This window comes from Pseudomonas sp. GX19020 (assembly GCF_023371075.1).
In the GTDB taxonomy this organism is placed as follows: Bacteria; Pseudomonadota; Alphaproteobacteria; order Rhodobacterales; family Rhodobacteraceae; genus Pseudogemmobacter.
In genome coordinates this window covers 107,481-123,132 of record NZ_JAMCCR010000006.1, presented here as the reverse complement: position 1 = coordinate 123,132, position 15,652 = coordinate 107,481, and the positions used below count along the sequence as shown (strand labels likewise).

Here is a 15,652-nt window from a genome sequence, read left to right as displayed (position 1 = left end):
CTCATCACTTTGATCTGACAAGTCGCAGAACCAGTCAGCGCTCGGCCTGCGATGCGGCACATGTTTCCCCCTGCTCAGGTCGGGTGGGGAGACACAGATGCGCGGGACAGACGCCGAGGGTGGTTGGCTTTTCAGATATGCAGATGAGGCGCATCCCCGCGCACCACCCGCTGCGCGAGATCCGGCAGGTGGCAAACAGGGCACTGGCGTAACGTAGTGCCGAAATCGGGGGCTTTATCCCGGCTTCGGCCGCTCCCCGATGGAGCCTGTAGTGCTGATCCCGGCAGGGCTGACCCAGATCCTCTGTTCGGTCCGCGCCGAACGGGAGCTGACAGAGCTGACGCGGTATGATCCTCCATTTCGCGGGTTCGTCGGTACCGGCGTAGATGATCCCGGCGACCTTACCGGAGCCGGCGCCCCCGACACCGCGCCCGCAAAGCCCCTTGTAGCCGGGACCGGTCCGGATGCGCGGCTTTACAAGAAGTCCCCCGGCACCGGCGCGAGGTTCTTCCTCACCGGTGGAGGAAGGGTCGTGAACCGCCAAAGGAGCGTTTTCCCGACAACGGCGCTGATGGGGAACCGCCCGGTCCTGATCGTACAGAGTGATCTCATCCGCGGCGAGGGCCCCTTGCCCCTTTTTCATGGGCCTTGAACCAGTGGTGGCAGCATGAATCGTCCTCCGCCACTTTCCGGGTTCACCCCGCTCGTCCGGGCGGGTGAGGCTCTGCGCCGAGTTGTGCCATACCTGCGTCACACCGCAAGGCGCGCAGACCGTCTGTTGCGGCCTCAAGACGCCGCTCCCGCGTCATCTTCGCCGTCGCGGCCCACACTTCCACCCGACTGCCGGGCTGCCCGCCGCCTGAAGGTTGCGCGCGGGAAAAGGCATGTCGCCCATTGAAACAGCGAAGAACCATAAACAAGCAGAAGGCGGGGCGAGGAAAACTGTCCGACCGCGTGACTGTTTCAGGGGCCTTTTAAAGCTAAAAGCTGGCGCACCCATTCCCGAATGGTCCCGCCAGAGACTGGCCATGCGCAATATCTGGCACCAGGCAAGGCCGCCGGCCTCAGAACGCCCCTTCGGCAAGCGCAAGCCGCACCTGATCCATGCCCTGGCCGATATCCTGCGCAATCGCGGCGGCAAGAGCCTCCGCATTGCCCGCCTCCATCGCCGCCAATGCCTCGACATGCTGATCCGGCAGCCCCGCTCCTCCAAGCCGCCCCATCACGAGGCGCAGCGAAGGCCCGGCCCGCAGCCACAGCGATTGCGCGATATCCAGCAGCACCGGGGCATCCGCTGCCTCGTAAAGCGCGAAATGGAACGCATGATTGAATCGCAGATAGGCGGCGATATCGCCCTCGCTGATCGCGGTGTTGATCCGGTCGTCTAAAAGCCGCAGCTGCCGGATCAGCGCCGGTTGCATCGCCCGCATTGCAAGCCGCGCCAGCTGTGGCTCGATCGCAAAGCGCGCCCAGCCCAGCTGATCAAGCACCGATTCCGTCATCTGCGGCACCGAGACCCGACGATTGCCCTGGGGCATCAGCGCGCCCTCGGCCGCGAGCCGCCGGATCGCCTCGCGCACCGGCGTCATGCCGGCGTCGAGCTCTCCGATCAGACCCTGGATCGTCACCGGCTGCCCCGGCGCCAGAGCCCCAAAAAGGATCATGTCGCGCAGCCGCGAATAGGTGACCTCATGGGTCGGGATCTTGCGGCTATCTGCATCCATCTCGGTCAATCCGGCCCTGAAATCCCCGGCATTCCACCGGAGCCGCACCCATCAACCCACCCCATGGCGGCCTCCCCGGCGACTGAGGCAGAGTTATGACCAGCCGCCAGGCCCGGATCAAGTGTAACAGGTGTGAAACCTGCGCTTGCGTGACAAAACGCACAGCTTTCCCGCCCCGGGCGCGGCGCGTAGGCCGCCTCGGGTCTCTGGTCAGCCCTGGCCCGCAGCTGCACGCAAAGCCGGTCGCTGCCGCGCCAGCCAGAACAGCGACAGGATCAGCGGCGCATTGGCCAGCCGGCCCTCAGACAGCCAGGCCATCGCGGTGTCAAAGGGGATCACATGGGTGCGGATATCCTCGCCCTCGGTCGCGAGGCCAAAGAGCCCGCCGCTTTTTTCAGGCAGATCCGCCAGCCCGACCAGTGACCAGATATATTCGGTATGGGCGCCGGGCGACGGGTAGTAATCGCTGACATGCAAAAGCTCGCCGATGGTCAGGCCGGCCTCTTCCTGCGCCTCGCGCCGCGCGGCCTCTTCCGGGGTCTCGCCTGCGTCGATCCGGCCCGCGACCGCCTCGATCAGCCAGGGTCGCGCCTCGCCCCTGATCCAGGGGCCCATGCGAAACTGTTCCACCAGCAGCACATGATCGCGCACCGGATCATAGGGCAAGACGGTCACCGCATCCGTCGCGACAAAGGCCTCGCGCAACAGCCCCCCGCTCATGCCCCCGGCAAATTGCCGGTGCCTGAGCCCGGCCCGCGCTACCGCAAAAAAGCCGCGAAACGGGTGGTCCATACTGTCGGTCTCGACCAGAGCATCTTCGGGTCCATTGGCGCGGGTTTGTCCGGCCGCGCGCAAAGCAGAGGCCGCACAGGACAGCATCGGCCCGCGCAACGCATAAAGCCGTTCTGCTGACGCGGCCCCCTCCTGCGCCAGAATATCCTGTGCAAGCCGCAGTTCCAGCGCCGGATCGCCGGCCTCTGCGCCGCGGGTGGCCGCCTGCCAGAAGGCGAGACGCGCCTCCCCTGCGGCACCGCCCGGCCCGGCGATCAACGCGCGCAGACCAGGACATTTCGCGAAACGGGGATCCTCGCCCGGCACATCCGCCGCGCTCACCGCCAGCGCCGCCTTGTCCATTCGGCAAGCGGCCCGCCAAAGACCCCCGCCAGGATCAGCACGCCCAGGACGCCGACCGTCAACATATCCCAACCGTTTTCCATCATTTTGGTGAACCAGCCCAGCATGGCATCCATCGGCCCTTCATAGCGCATCTTCATCGAATCGGTGATCATCTGCCGCCCCGAAAACACCATAAGCGCGAGAATCGCCATAACAATCGAGGTCTTGAGCCCGGTGCCGATGGAATCGGCATAGCTGGACCCAACGCCATTTCCCATGATTTTCCAGCCGCAAATCAGGCCGATCGCTGCCGAAACCCCGCGAAAGACCATGGTTCCGCCGGCCCCGCCATCGGGAAGCGCGGGGATATGGGCATTGGCCGCAAGCCAGCTCATCAGGGCAAACCAGACTGCGGCCACCATTTTTGCGGATGTCGGCATGTCACTCCTCAGACCCCGGAAGGCCCATCCAGACTGTTTCACTACAGCTGCAAACTCACGCGGGATTTTGTCAATTTGCGGGACGAGTTGAGACAATCTCTGACAGATCAGCACTCTGCGCGCGAAAAACGGCACCGCAGGGCCAAGCTCTTTTGCCCTCTTCCTTATGACCCGGATACTTCGGGGGGCCGGGCTGGTCCCCCGCCCCCCGGCTGTCTCAAAGCACCTGATCCAGCGCCCGGATCAGCCGCGCGACATCATCGGCGCTGGTATAATGCGCCGCCGAGAGCCGCAGCACCCCCTTGTCGCGCGCAATGCCGAGTGCCTCCAGCGGCCTGACCGCGTAGAAATCCCCGGCCCAGCAGGCGATCCCGTGTCGGCCAAGCTCTTCCGAGACCGGTTCCGCCGCGCCGGACAGCTCCACCGCCACCGTCGGCGCGCGCCGCGCGGCGTCGCGGGGGCCGATCAGCCGCAGGTCGTTGCGCGCAGCAAGGTAGTCCAGCAAGGGCTGGATCACCTGTATTTCCTGGGCGCGCATGAGATCATGAACGCCGCGCCCCCGTGCGCCTGCATCGCCGGTGATGCCGTGATGCGCCGCCAGGGCGTCGACATAATCGGCCATCCCCGCACAGGCCGCGACCTGGGCATGGTCTGGCCCGGCGGGCGTATGACGCTTGTAAAGCGAGCCATGATTGAAGAAATGCCCCTGCCCCGGCAGATCCATCCCGAACGCCTCGTCCAGCACCATGATCCCCTGATGCGGGCCATAGGTCTTATAGGCGGAAAACAGATAGGCATCACAGCCAAGCGCCGGGAAATCCGGGAAACCATGCGGCGCGTAAGACACGCCATCGACCACCACCTTCGCCCCCGCCGCATGGGCCAGCGCCGAGATCGCCGCCACATCATTCACTTCGGCAATTACATTCGAGCAATGCGGAAACGCGACCAGGCGCACATGCCCATCCGCCAGCAGCGCGCTCAGATCCGCCGGGTCGAGCGAGCCGGTCGCAGGATCAAGCCGCCATTCCCGAACCTCGATTCCCTCATCAGCCAGACGCCGCCAGACACCGCTATTGGCCTCGTGATCCTGGTTCGTCACCACGATCGCAGCCTTCGCATCCCCCTTCAGCCAGGCCCGTACCGCCTGAGCCAAAACATAGGTATTTGCGCTGGTCGAGGGGCCGAACGAGACCTGCGCAGGCTTTACCGCCATCATCGCGGCCAGCTTTTCCCGCGCCTCATCCATCTCGGCGCCCGCCGCCTGCCCGCCCGGATAGGGCCCGTAAGGCTGCACTTTGCGGTCATGGTAGAACCGCGTCAGCCGGTCGATCACCTGGATGCAGGGATAGCTGCCGCCGGCATTCTCGAAAAACGCATGTGAGGACAGAACCGGCGAGGCAAAGGCCGGAAACTGTTTGCGGGTAAAGTCCAGATCAAGTGCGGTCATGCCATTTTCCCAGTCATTCTGATCCCTGTCATTATGGTCCCAGTCATTATGGTCCCAGTCATTCTGGGGCCTGTCTTTAGGACTGCTGAAAAGTGGGCGGCAAAAACCTGCGGCCCGGGGCGCATCCGGTCTCCCGGCCCCCCTTTTCGCAGCAGGTCTTCCAGCCAGAGCCGGCGATGTCTCCCGCCGGCCCAGACCCCGCGACAGAGCAGTTTGCCCCCGGGGATCGCTGCCGAGATTTATCCGGCGCCTCCTGAAAGGCAAGCCCTCTCTTGCGGGGGCGGCCCTGACGCTGTTCAGGCCCGGGTCGCGACAAAGAAGGCGCGCGGGAAGGGCAGGAGAACGCGCCCGTCTTGTTCGGGATAGAATGGCGCGATCCGCGCGCGGAAGGCGTCGAGGAAATCCGCACGTTCCGCTTCACTCAAAGGCGCGAGCAAAGGTCGCAACGCCGAGCCGAGGAACCATTGCGTCACCGCATCCGTGCCGGTCAGCTCCACCTGGTAGACTGTCCGCCAGATATCAAGCTGCCGGCACTCCGCGCGCAAAAGCCCGTGCAGATCCGCGGGGGTCAGAAGCGGCACGCGCCGTGCCCGGGCTGCCGTCAGCCGCTCGGCCCAGCGGGGATCGCCCGAGATCTCGCGCATGGCGATATGGGTCGGCTCGTCAAGATTATCGGGCATCTGCACCGCAAGCACGCCGCCCGGGCTCAGCTGTGCCAGAAGCCGGGGAAAGAGCTGCCGGTGATCCGGGATCCATTGCAGCGAAGCATTGGCATAGACCAGATCCTGCTTCTGCTCCGCCGTCCAGGTCGCAATATCCGCCGCCTCGAAATGACAATCCGGCAGCGCCTCGCGCGCGGTTCGCAGCATATCCGCATCGGTATCGGTCCCGGTGATCCGCGCCGCGCCGAACCTTGCGCGCAAAAGCGCCGTGGAATTCCCCGGGCCAGAGCCAAGATCGGTCACCTCCTGCGCCGTTTCCAGCGGCACCGCCGCCAGCAGATCGCGGGCCGGGCGCGTGCGCGCATCAAGGAATTTCGCATATTGGCCCGCAGACCATCCGCCTTCCGTCTGTTCTGCCCCGGTCACTGCCATTGTCGCCCCCGTCTCTTTTCAGCTCTGGCCCCGTCTCATCGCGCTGGGGCCCTCACGCCTGACTTCACGCAGCCACAAATCAGCCGCCCGGAAATCAGCCAGCGGAATTCTTTCCCATATCCTGGACGGCGGAAAGCCGGTTTTGGGTGTCAAAGATGCTTGTGAGAGAATTTCACCTGTCATAGCCTCAGAGAGATCACCCGTGCCCGGATCTGCCCCAGGGGGCCAGACTGACGGCACCTGCCTGATATCAACCGCCAGAGGAGTCACGATGACCCGTTGCCTTTCTTACCTTGCCGGAGCCGCTTCGGCCATCGCGATTGCCACCGCAGCGCAGGCCGCCGACCCCGAGCTGACCGTTTTCGACTGGGCTGGCTGGGAAATCGATGGCGCGCTTGCCCCTTATGTTGCGAAACACGGCCAGAAGCCGACCTATGCGTTCTACGCCGATGACGATGAGGCGTTCCAGAAAGTCTCCTCGGGGTTCAAGGCCGATGTTGTCCACCCCTGCCCCGGCGCCGTGCCGAATTACCGTGAAGCCGGGCTGATCGAGCCCTGGGATACCTCGAAAATCGAGGCTTTCGCCAATATCGACCCGGAATTGCTGGAATCGCATCACATCAAGGATGATGAGGGCGTCTGGTTCATCCCCTATGACTTTGCCTATACGGCCATCGCCTATAACAAAGACAAGGTCTCCGACGACAAGGTCGCCTCGCTGAGTGTTTTCCTGAACCCCGACTTCAAGGGCAAGATCGCGATTTCGGACAATTCCGATGACGCCTGGGCGCTTGGCTTCCTCGCAACCGGCACCGACTCCTGGGATGAGGTGACCGATGAGCAGATCGAGAAAGCTGCCGCCTGGCTGCGCGAAGCCGCGCCGAATGTGCGCTCCTGGTGGTCGGATCCGTCGGAACTGGCGCAGCTGATGGCATCGGGTGAGGTCGAGGTCGCCTGGTCCTGGAATGACCCGGTCGCCATTTTGCAGGCCGATGGTTTCCCGGTTGGCTTCAACCGCGCGCCGGCCGAGGGTTCCACCACCTTCTTCTGCGGTTTCGTCAATATGAAGAACGGTCCCGGCAAAGAAGACAAAGTCTATGACTGGGTGAATTCGATGTTCGCAGTCGAAAGCCTGCCGTCGATCATCGAGGCGATCGGCTATGCCAATACCAACAAAGCCGCGACCGATGCCATCGATCCCGAAAGGCTGAAATCCGCCTTCCTCGATCCGGTCGAAACCACGCTGTTCCGCCAGACGCCGATGGACCCCGATCTGCGCGCGCGCCTGCTGGAAGAGTTCGAACTGATCAAGATGGGGCTCTGATCCCGTTCTGACCTGAAAAGAACCCCCCGGCGGAGCGATCCGCCGGGGTTTTTTCTGTGAGTGGCGGCGTCGCAGGCCAGGGGCCGACCACATCTCCTGCCCGCCCCCCCGCGCGCCTGCCGCAGACACCTTTGGCAGAGTTTGCGTGGCCCGGGCGGCGTGTTTGCTCTCCCGAAAGAACCGCAAGGTTTGCGGCTACGGGATCAGGCAAGGTGCCGTCCGCGACGCCAGCTGCGCCTGCACCGCGCAGGTGGTGCTGTCACAGACCCATGATGGCGGCTGGCGGCACATGCAGCCCTGGCAAGAGATTTCAGCCTTCACCTCTGCCGGCAACACCAGCCATAGCTTTCAGATCAGCCCACAGGGTCGAAGCAACCACCCAGATGAGAAAAGGCGCATCGGTTGCCCGATGCGCCTTTGTCTTTGCCACATGGTCTCAGGCAGACCAGGGCCTCAGTTCACCTGTTCCGCCCTTGCCTCAAGCGCGGGGGCTTCTGCCCTGACCGGGCCGGCAATCTCGATCCGGCGCGGCTTCATTGCCTCGGGGATCTCGCGCGCGAGGTCGATATGCAGCATGCCAAGCTCATGCGTCGCGCCGGTGACGCGAACATGATCAGCCAGCGCGAAGCGACGCTCAAAGGCGCGGGTCGCGATGCCACGATGCAGGAAGCTGCGGGGGGCCTCATCGGTGGCCTTGCGGGCGGTCACAAACAGGCTGCCGTCGCGGACTTCGACCGTAAGATCCTCGGGGGCAAACCCGGCAACGGCGACCGAGATGCGGTAAGCATCTTCGGCGGTTTTTTCGATATTATAGGGCGGGTAGCCCGGCTGAGCGACATCGGATGTCAGAACCCGGTCCATCAGATCGGCCACACGGTCAAAGCCGACAGTGGCACGGTAAAGCGGTGCGAAATCATAGCTGCGCATGATCATCCTCCTTGGGAAGCGATGCTCTTTGGATCAGACCCTCCCCTCACGGGGCCGGGCATTGGCGCCGGGCCCATCATGGCGCCCGGCATGACCCTGATCTGGGAAGCGCGGCCCCCTGCGTCAAGGGGCCTGCAACAGCCGGGCAGAGGTCACATCCGCGTGAACACCGCGCTGTGTCGGGAGGCCGCCGCGAGATGCGTTACGGCCGGATGAATTTGGCGCCGCCCTGCCCCATGCTAGTAGCCTGGCCGCCACTGCTGGCCGGGTCCGCTGTTTCCGCCGCAGTCTCCGCCGCCGCTCCGCCACCGCGATTGGCGCCACCGCCGGAGATCACCCTTACTCCCGCCGCCCCGCGCCCGGGCAAATCGAGCCCAAGTTCATCGCGCAGGCGTTGCAGCGGCGCGTCCACCGCGACGGCAAGCGCGACTTTCTCGCCGTTGTAATCTGCCTTGGCCGAGATCACCGCCACGACCTCGGGCCGCCCGTCGCGCAACGCGAAAACCGGTGCACCCGAGGAGCCGAAATCGATGTCACAGGTCAGGACCAGCGCCGATGTCTCAAGCGCGAGCACGGCACAGTCGCGCTCGATCGAGGGCACTTCCGAGCGGTCCTTCGCATAGGAAACCACGCTGACGGCGGCGTCACGCATCGGGCGCGGGCCGGTGGGGAAAGGCTCAATCTGCGGCAACATGATCGGTTTGTCGAGTTCCAGAAGCGCCAGATCCCAGGCAACGCGGCCCAGATTGTCACTGCCGGAATAGACGTAATCCGGATGCGCGACCGAACGGCGGACGCCGCGATAGGCCTCGGCCCGGCCATTGCGCCAGCCGGCCTGGAAGGTGATCATTTCATCCCTGAGCCGCGCGCCGGTATCCTTGTCAAAGAGGCAATGCGCCGCTGTCAGCACCAGTTGCCGCTCGATCAAGACCCCGGTGCAGAACCCGCGATCCCCAAGCACCAGCTTGCCCACCGGCTGCCAGCCCCGTGCTTCATCGGCGGTCTGCATCCCGATCACCGCCTTCGGATCGGCCGCAGCCGGCGCCGGCCAAAGGATCGGTGCCAATGCGGCCCCGAACAGCGCGATACCGGTCAGTGAAATTCGGGGCAGCGAGAGCGCCAGCCTGACCGCACCTACAGTCCTTACGACAAAGAAACCCGGCAAACTGATCATCGCTGGTGCAATCGCCCTTTGTATCCATCCGGACCGGCGCGCAGCCGGATTGGCGCGCATACTCACCCGGGCAAGCTCTCGCATCATTCTGGTGAATTTGCGGCAAAAGCAACCCAATCTCATGCCCCTCATTGGCCCGGGGAAGATTTCCCTGCATCCTTGCATGTTTACCCCGGAGCCCCCTTGCCTCTTGCGCCAATCCGTAATCATCTGTGCGCTGACGCACAGCCAGCCGGGGGAGCTTATGGAAAACTGGGACGAGATCCGCACCGCCTATCAGGTCGCCCGCCTTGGAACCGTCTCGGGGGCTGCGGAAGTGCTGGGCGTCCACCATGCCACGGTGATCCGCCATATTGATGCGCTGGAAAAACGGCTCGGCACGCGGCTCTTTCAGCGCCATACCCGCGGCTATACGCCGACCGAAGCCGGGCGCGACCTTCTGACCGTCGCCCAGACCACCGAAGAGCAATTTGCCCAGCTCGGCTCGCGCATCAAGGGTCATGGCGAGACGGTACAGGGCGAGTTCATCATCACCTCGATCGCCGGGCTGTCGGGCCTGCTGGTCCCGGTGCTGGCGGATTTCCAGCGCCAGCATCCGGCGGTGATCGTGCGGCTTCTGACCGATATGCGCATCTTCCGGCTGGATTATGGCGAGGCGCATGTGGCGATCCGCGCCGGCGCGGCCCCCGAAGAGCCCGACAATGTCGTCCAGCCGCTGATCCGGATCCGCTACGGGCTTTACGCATCGAAATCCTATGTCGAGGCCTGGGGCAAACCGGAATCGGAACATGATTTTGCCGGCCACCGCTTTGTCATCGCCGAAAGCGAGGGCAGCCGTGCCGCATTTTTCCGCTGGCTGCGCGACAAGGTGTCGAACGAACAGCTCACCTTCCGCTCGACCGAACCGGCGGCCTGGGATGCGGCGCTGGAAGATGGCGTGGGCATCGGGTTCCTGCCCGCCTGGGAGGCCGCGACCCGTCCCGACCTCGTCGAGGTTCTGGCGCCGCGCCCGGAATGGGATTCGCCTTTGTGGATCGTCACCCATGTCGACCTGCACCGCACCCGCAAGGTCCAGGCCTTTGTCGGGCTGCTGAAGGAAAAGGCCCGCAGCTGGCCGCAATGCGCCGGATAATCCCCCTGCGCAGACCCTTGCAGGCCCGGACACACTTGCGTGTCGCAGACCCGGGCGGCGGGGAGGCTCTGGAAACCCGCCCGCCCGCATGCGAAGATAGCCGCATGCGTTCAGCCAGCCAGGGCCGCCACAAGCCGCGCGCCCCGCTTTCGCCAGAACGGCAGCGCCGGCCTGCCCCCAAAGGCAGAGCGGAGGCGGCTCAGAGATGGGCCTGAGGCGAGGACAGGACGATGCCGGAACAGGATCAGGACTGCGTGATCGCAGGCGGCGGCCCGGCGGGCATGATGGCGGGGCTTTTGCTGGCCCGCGCCGGGCTGCGGGTGAGCGTTCTCGAGAAACACCCTGATTTCCTGCATGATTTTCGCGGCGACACCATCCATCCCTCAACCCTGCAACTGATCGCCGATCTGGGCTGGCTAGAGGAATTTCTCGCCCTGCCGCATCAGAAGGCACCTGATCTTCATGCCGAGATCGGCGGGCGGCAGGTGACCATCGCCGATTTCCGCAGGCTGAAGACCGAATGCCGCTTTATCGCCTTCATGCCGCAATGGGATTTCCTGAACTTCCTTGCCCGAAAAGCCGCCGCGCTTCCCGGTTTCACCCTTAAAATGGGGCATTCCGTCACCGGTCTTCTGCGCGATGGCGAAAAAGTCTGTGGCCTTGCCTGGCAGTCGGATACCGGGGCGGGCGAGATCCGCGCGCCGCTTGTGATTGGCGCCGATGGCCGGCATTCGGTGATCCGGCGCGAGGCGGGGTTTAGCGTCACCGATTTCGGCTCGCCGGTGGATGTGGTCTGGCTGCGGCTCTCGCGCCGGGCCGATGACCCCGCGCCCGCGATGAGCCATGCCGGCCCGGGCCAGGGCCTCGTGCTGATCGACCGGGGTGAGTACTGGCAATGCGGCTATGTGATCCGCAAAGGATCCTATGACGATCTGCAGGCCGCTGGCCTGCCCGCGTTTCGTGCGGCACTGGCCGCGCTGGCGCCGCTTCCGCCCGGCCGGTTTGACGAAATCACCGCCTGGGATCAGGTCCATCTTCTGTCGATCCGGATGGACCGGCTGACGCGCTGGTGGGCGCCCGGCGTGCTGTGTATCGGCGATGCCGCCCATGCGATGTCGCCTGTCGGGGGCTTTGGCGTCAGTCTCGCGATCCAGGATGCGGTGGCGGCGGCGAATATTCTGGCACGCCCCCTTCGCGAAGGAAGGTTGAGCCCGCGCGACCTCGCCCGGGTCGAGACGCGCAGGCTCTTTCCGACACGCGCAACGCAAGGCTTGCAAAAGATGATGCGCCGCAAGCGCCGCCCTGACGGCGAGACCAGCCCGCGCCCGCCGGGCTTTATCCGCATGATCACGCGCTGGCCGGTGCTGGCGCGGCTGATGGGGCGGCTGATCGGACAGGGGTTCCGCCCGGAACGGATCGCGCCCTACCTCCTGAAACCCGGGTTACCCGATGACCGCTGAACGCCCCCCGACCAATGATGCAGCCGCGCCTGAGCACATCGCGAATGCCTGCCCTGAGAGCCGCGCGGCCAGCGGAACCGCCCTCACCCGTGCGCTTTTTCTCATCCTCGGGCTGTTTTTCACCGGGCTGGGCTTTGTCGGAGCCTTTCTGCCGGTGCTGCCGACCGTACCCTTCCTGTTGCTCGCCGCCGCCTGTTTCACCCGGTCCTCGCCCCGGCTGGAGCGCTGGCTGCTGGATCACCGCCATTTCGGCCCGCTTTTGCGCGACTGGCGCAACAAGGGGGCGATCCCGCGCCGCGCGAAATGGATGGCAGCCGGTGGTTGCAGCCTTGGCTTCGTGCTGTTCCTCTGGGGCAGCAATCCCGGCTGGCCGCTGATCCTTGTGGTTGCCGCGATTATGGGGTTCGGCGTGGTCTTCGTCTTCACCAGACCCGATGCCTGAACGATAAATCCCGCACCCGGCCGCGACGGAAGCTTGCATCGCGCACGTATAATCCGGCAACAGACGAGCAGCACAAGCAAGCCGGATCAAAGCCAGATGCGCAAAATCCTTTGGATCACCCTTATCCTCGCTCTTGCCGGCGGCGCGGGCTTTGGCCTGTGGCGGATGCAGATGAGCGAGGGCGCCGCCCAGGCCGCGCCGGCCTCGGAGGCGGTGATCCGCGGCACGTTCCGCAAGACCGTGCTGGCAACCGGCGTGATCGAGGCCGCGAGCCTTGTCTCGGTCGGTGCCCAGGTCGGCGGTCAGATCCAATCCCTGCCGGTTGAACTGGGGCAGAAACTCGCCGCCGGAGACCTGGTCGCACAGATCGACCCTGAAGATCAGAAGACCGACCAGCTGCGCGCCCAGGCCTCCCTGGCGCAGATCCGCGCCCAGATCGCGGCCCAGGAGGCCAGTATCGAAGAGGCCCGCCTCGCGCTGGAACGTCAGCGCGAGCTGAGCAGCCGCAAGCTGGCCACCGCCCAGACGCTTGAGGCCAGCGAAGCGCAGTTCAAGGTCGCCGAAGCCAATCTCGCAGCGCTGAAAGCCAGCGAATCCCAGGCTGAACTGGCTGTTCAGGCCGCGAATATCGCATTGGAACGCACAAGGATCACCGCGCCCTCAGACGGAACTGTCGTTGCCCTGGTCGCCCGCGAAGGACAGACGATCAACGCCAATCAGTCCAGCCCGACGCTGATCAAACTGGCCGATCTGGACCGCATGATCATCAAGGTCGATATTTCCGAGGCCGATGTGATCGCGGTCCAGCCCGGGCAAAAGGCAAGTTTCACCCTCTCGGGGGCGCCGGATATGCGCTTTGACGCGGTTCTGCGCGATATCGAACCGGCCCCGGCCTCGATCGCGACCGCAGACGAGGTCGATACCAGCTCGGCGATCTATTACCGCGCCATTCTCGAAGTGCCGAACCCGAAAGGCATCCTCAGGATCGGCATGACCGCCGAAGTGGTGATCGTGATGGAAGAGATCCCCGATGCGCTGATCGTGCCGACCGCCGCCGTGATCTCTGGCCGGAGCAGCGGGAAAAAAGTGCGGGTGCTGGACCCGACAAGCGGCGCAGTCGAAATCCGCGATGTCGAGACCGGGGCCGCCACCGCCAGCCAGACCGTGATCGTCACGGGGATCAGCGAAGGTGAACGCATCGTGACCGCGCCCTCCGGCGCCATGTCGCGTGGGGCGGGTCAGTCCGGTTCGCAACCGGGTCAGCCGGGCCGGACACAAGGCGCAACGCACCGGCCTTCGGGTGGGTTGTTCTGAGGCCCGATGGATGAGTGACGACGCATGAGTGACACCGTCAGAAGCGGCCCGCCGCTGATCGATTTGCGCGGCATCAGCCGCAGCTTCACCAGCGGCGGCGAGAGCCTCACCGTGCTGAAAGATGTCAGCCTGACCATCCATGCCGGTGAGATGGTGGCGATTGTCGGCACCTCCGGTTCGGGAAAGTCGACGCTGATGAACGTCATCGGCTGTCTCGACCGTCCCACAACCGGCAGCTACCACTATGGTGGCATTGATGTGACCGCCCTGCCCGAAGAGGGCCGCGCCCGGCTGCGCCGGCTGCATTTCGGATTCATATTCCAGCGCTATCAGTTGCTTGCCGACCTCGATGCCAGCGGCAATGTCGAAGTGCCCTCGATCTATGCCGGCCGCCCTGCCGGTGAGCGGTCGCGGCGCGCGAAAGAACTGCTCACGCGGCTTGGACTTGGCGAGCGCAGCGACCACCGCCCGTCAGAGCTTTCGGGCGGCCAGCAGCAACGTGTCTCTGTCGCGCGCGCGCTGATGAATGGCGGCGAGGTGATCCTCGCCGATGAGCCGACCGGCGCGCTCGACAACCGCTCCGGCAAGGATCTGCTGGCGCTGCTCGATGAGCTGAATGCGCGCGGCCATACGATCATCATCGTCACCCATGACCGCGATGTCGCCGCCCGCGCCGGACGGGTGATCGAGATCTCGGATGGCACGATCCTTTCAGACAGCGGCCCCGCCCCGGTGACCGGCGCGACGCCCGATCCCGCGCCGCCCGAGAAAACCGGCCCTCTCGCCCGGGCCGGCCGGCAGCGCGATGCTTTCACAATGGCACTGCGCTCGCTCAATGCGCATCGGCTGCGCAGCTTCCTGACCATGCTGGGGATCATCATCGGCATCGCTTCGGTCGTGTCGGTGGTAGCACTTGGCACCGGATCGCGCGAACAGGTGCTCGAAAACATCGCTTCGCTCGGCACCTCGACCATCACCGTACGACCGGGCACCGGTTTTGGTGACCGTAATGCGAGGCGGATCAACACGCTGATCGACACTGATGCGACGGTGCTGGCCGGCGAAGCCTATACCGCCTCGGCCTCGCCCGAGATCTCCACCACGGAGAATGTGACGCGCAGCGCAGTGACGGCGAGCCTCTCCGTGCGCGGCGTCGGCGCGGCCTATTTCGATGTCGGCGGGTTCTCACTCACCAGCGGGCAGCTTCTGACCCAGATCGCCGTCGACAGCCGCGCCCAGGTCGGCGTGCTCGACAGTGATGCGCGCAACGCCTTCTTTGCCGCGGGTGAGGATCCGATCGGCAAAGTCCTGTTGATCGGGCGGGTGCCGATCGAGGTGATCGGCGTGGTCAGCGCCTCCGGCCAGAGCTTTGGCCCTTCTACCCCGCGGATATTCCTGCCCTATACAACCGTCAGTCAGCGCATCACCGGCCAGAACCGGGTGGATTCGATCACCGTGCGGGTGCATGACGACGCCGATATGGCCGAGGCCGAGGCCGGGATCACCCGGCTCCTGACCCAGCGCCATGGCAAGGAAGACTTCTTTCTCACCAATTCCGACACGATCCGCGAAAATCTCACCGCCACCAACCGGACGCTGACCCTCCTGATCTCGTCGATCGCCGTGATCTCGCTGATCGTCGGCGGCATTGGCGTGATGAATATCATGCTGGTCTCGGTGACCGAACGCACCCGCGAAATCGGCGTCCGTCTCGCAGTGGGGGCAAGGCGCTCCGACATCATTGCGCAGTTCCTGATCGAAGCAGTTCTGGTCTGCTTCATCGGAGGTGTGCTGGGCGTTGCCCTCGCCCTTGGTGGCGGCTGGCTGGCGGGCCAGATCGGCCAGGAAATCCGGCTGAGCTATTCCACCCTCACCATCATCGCAGCCTTTTTGTCCTCAACGACTATCGGCATCGTCTTTGGCTATCTGCCGGCCCGCGCGGCCTCGAAACTCGACCCGGTTGTGGCGCTGGCACGCGAATGATCCGCGCGGCGCTCCCTGCCCGGCTCCGAAAGCCTCCGGCGGGGATATTTAAGGGACAGATGAAATCAGCCG

The 15,652-nt window shown here is 64.8% G+C and carries 13 protein-coding genes and 1 pseudogene; 7 read left to right on the top strand and 7 right to left on the bottom strand.

Going from position 1 to position 15,652, the window contains the following annotated elements; genetic code table 11:
* Window positions 1-241: 241 nt before the first annotated feature.
* Window positions 242-652 (top strand): annotated as a pseudogene (locus M3484_RS12150) (hypothetical protein); the annotation flags it as partial.
* A 412-nt stretch (window positions 653-1,064) separates the two neighbouring features.
* Here M3484_RS12150 and M3484_RS12145 read toward each other — a convergent pair.
* From M3484_RS12145 to tam, 5 genes are all read right to left on the bottom strand, one after another.
* Complete coding sequence (locus M3484_RS12145; protein WP_249497059.1) at window positions 1,065-1,724, bottom strand: GntR family transcriptional regulator; 660 nt, start codon at window positions 1,722-1,724, stop codon at window positions 1,065-1,067.
* 210 nt (window positions 1,725-1,934) lie between these two features.
* Complete coding sequence (locus M3484_RS23795) at window positions 1,935-2,858, bottom strand: NUDIX domain-containing protein (protein WP_092898338.1); 924 nt, start codon at window positions 2,856-2,858, stop codon at window positions 1,935-1,937.
* The gene (locus tag M3484_RS12135) at window positions 2,834-3,280 is read right to left on the bottom strand and encodes a TrgA family protein (RefSeq protein ID WP_249497058.1); all 447 of its coding nucleotides are present in this window, start codon (window positions 3,278-3,280) and stop codon (window positions 2,834-2,836) included. Before M3484_RS12135 ends, M3484_RS23795 begins: the two co-directional genes overlap by 25 nt.
* Before the next feature lie 217 nt (window positions 3,281-3,497).
* Window positions 3,498-4,730, bottom strand: coding sequence for an aminotransferase class V-fold PLP-dependent enzyme (locus tag M3484_RS12130; RefSeq protein ID WP_249497057.1), 1,233 nt, complete (start codon window positions 4,728-4,730; stop codon window positions 3,498-3,500).
* A gap of 296 nt (window positions 4,731-5,026) precedes the next feature.
* Entirely contained in the window at window positions 5,027-5,824 is a 798-nt protein-coding gene (tam, locus tag M3484_RS12125) for a trans-aconitate 2-methyltransferase (protein WP_249497056.1), read from the bottom strand.
* 271 nt (window positions 5,825-6,095) lie between these two features.
* Between tam and M3484_RS12120 the strand changes: the two genes are divergently transcribed.
* Window positions 6,096-7,148, top strand: a complete 1,053-nt coding sequence (locus tag M3484_RS12120; RefSeq protein WP_092898345.1) for an ABC transporter substrate-binding protein — start codon at window positions 6,096-6,098, stop codon at window positions 7,146-7,148.
* Window positions 7,149-7,601: 453 nt separating this feature from the next.
* On the opposite strand, the gene M3484_RS12115 is transcribed toward M3484_RS12120, so the two are convergent.
* Both M3484_RS12115 and M3484_RS12110 read right to left on the bottom strand, forming a co-directional pair.
* On the bottom strand, window positions 7,602-8,075 hold the full coding sequence (locus tag M3484_RS12115) for an Hsp20 family protein (protein WP_249497055.1): 474 nt from the start codon (window positions 8,073-8,075) through the stop codon (window positions 7,602-7,604).
* Window positions 8,076-8,277: 202 nt separating this feature from the next.
* Window positions 8,278-9,249 carry a trypsin-like serine peptidase gene (locus tag M3484_RS12110; RefSeq protein WP_249497054.1) on the bottom strand — a complete coding sequence of 324 codons (972 nt, stop codon included), beginning with the start codon at window positions 9,247-9,249 and terminating at the stop codon, window positions 8,278-8,280.
* 244 nt (window positions 9,250-9,493) lie between these two features.
* Between M3484_RS12110 and M3484_RS12105 the strand changes: the two genes are divergently transcribed.
* The 5 genes from M3484_RS12105 (at window position 9,494) to M3484_RS12085 (ending at window position 15,580) form a co-directional block, all read left to right on the top strand.
* Window positions 9,494-10,381 (top strand): LysR family transcriptional regulator, encoded by an 888-nt coding sequence (locus M3484_RS12105; RefSeq protein ID WP_092898347.1) that lies wholly within the window; start codon window positions 9,494-9,496, stop codon window positions 10,379-10,381.
* Between the two features lie 230 nt (window positions 10,382-10,611).
* Window positions 10,612-11,841, top strand: coding sequence for an FAD-dependent oxidoreductase (locus M3484_RS12100; protein ID WP_092898349.1), 1,230 nt, complete (start codon window positions 10,612-10,614; stop codon window positions 11,839-11,841).
* Window positions 11,831-12,283, top strand: a complete 453-nt coding sequence (locus tag M3484_RS12095; RefSeq protein WP_249497053.1) for a YbaN family protein — start codon at window positions 11,831-11,833, stop codon at window positions 12,281-12,283. Before M3484_RS12100 ends, M3484_RS12095 begins: the two co-directional genes overlap by 11 nt.
* 96 nt (window positions 12,284-12,379) lie before the next feature.
* Entirely contained in the window at window positions 12,380-13,597 is a 1,218-nt protein-coding gene (locus M3484_RS12090; protein ID WP_249497052.1) for an efflux RND transporter periplasmic adaptor subunit, read from the top strand.
* Window positions 13,598-13,621: 24 nt separating this feature from the next.
* Window positions 13,622-15,580, top strand: a complete 1,959-nt coding sequence (locus tag M3484_RS12085; RefSeq protein ID WP_249497051.1) for a MacB family efflux pump subunit — start codon at window positions 13,622-13,624, stop codon at window positions 15,578-15,580.
* Window positions 15,581-15,652: the final 72 nt, after the last annotated feature.

Coding starts and splice junctions, on each gene's coding strand:
- M3484_RS12145 (WP_249497059.1), bottom strand. CDS start 1,724: ATGGATGCAGATAGCCGCAAGATCCCGACCCATGAGGTCACCTATTCG.
- M3484_RS23795 (WP_092898338.1), bottom strand. CDS start 2,858: ATGGACAAGGCGGCGCTGGCGGTGAGCGCGGCGGATGTGCCGGGCGAG.
- M3484_RS12135 (WP_249497058.1), bottom strand. CDS start 3,280: ATGCCGACATCCGCAAAAATGGTGGCCGCAGTCTGGTTTGCCCTGATG.
- M3484_RS12130 (WP_249497057.1), bottom strand. CDS start 4,730: ATGACCGCACTTGATCTGGACTTTACCCGCAAACAGTTTCCGGCCTTT.
- tam (WP_249497056.1), bottom strand. CDS start 5,824: ATGGCAGTGACCGGGGCAGAACAGACGGAAGGCGGATGGTCTGCGGGC.
- M3484_RS12120 (WP_092898345.1), top strand. CDS start 6,096: ATGACCCGTTGCCTTTCTTACCTTGCCGGAGCCGCTTCGGCCATCGCG.
- M3484_RS12115 (WP_249497055.1), bottom strand. CDS start 8,075: ATGCGCAGCTATGATTTCGCACCGCTTTACCGTGCCACTGTCGGCTTT.
- M3484_RS12110 (WP_249497054.1), bottom strand. CDS start 9,249: ATGATCAGTTTGCCGGGTTTCTTTGTCGTAAGGACTGTAGGTGCGGTC.
- M3484_RS12105 (WP_092898347.1), top strand. CDS start 9,494: ATGGAAAACTGGGACGAGATCCGCACCGCCTATCAGGTCGCCCGCCTT.
- M3484_RS12100 (WP_092898349.1), top strand. CDS start 10,612: ATGCCGGAACAGGATCAGGACTGCGTGATCGCAGGCGGCGGCCCGGCG.
- M3484_RS12095 (WP_249497053.1), top strand. CDS start 11,831: ATGACCGCTGAACGCCCCCCGACCAATGATGCAGCCGCGCCTGAGCAC.
- M3484_RS12090 (WP_249497052.1), top strand. CDS start 12,380: ATGCGCAAAATCCTTTGGATCACCCTTATCCTCGCTCTTGCCGGCGGC.
- M3484_RS12085 (WP_249497051.1), top strand. CDS start 13,622: ATGAGTGACACCGTCAGAAGCGGCCCGCCGCTGATCGATTTGCGCGGC.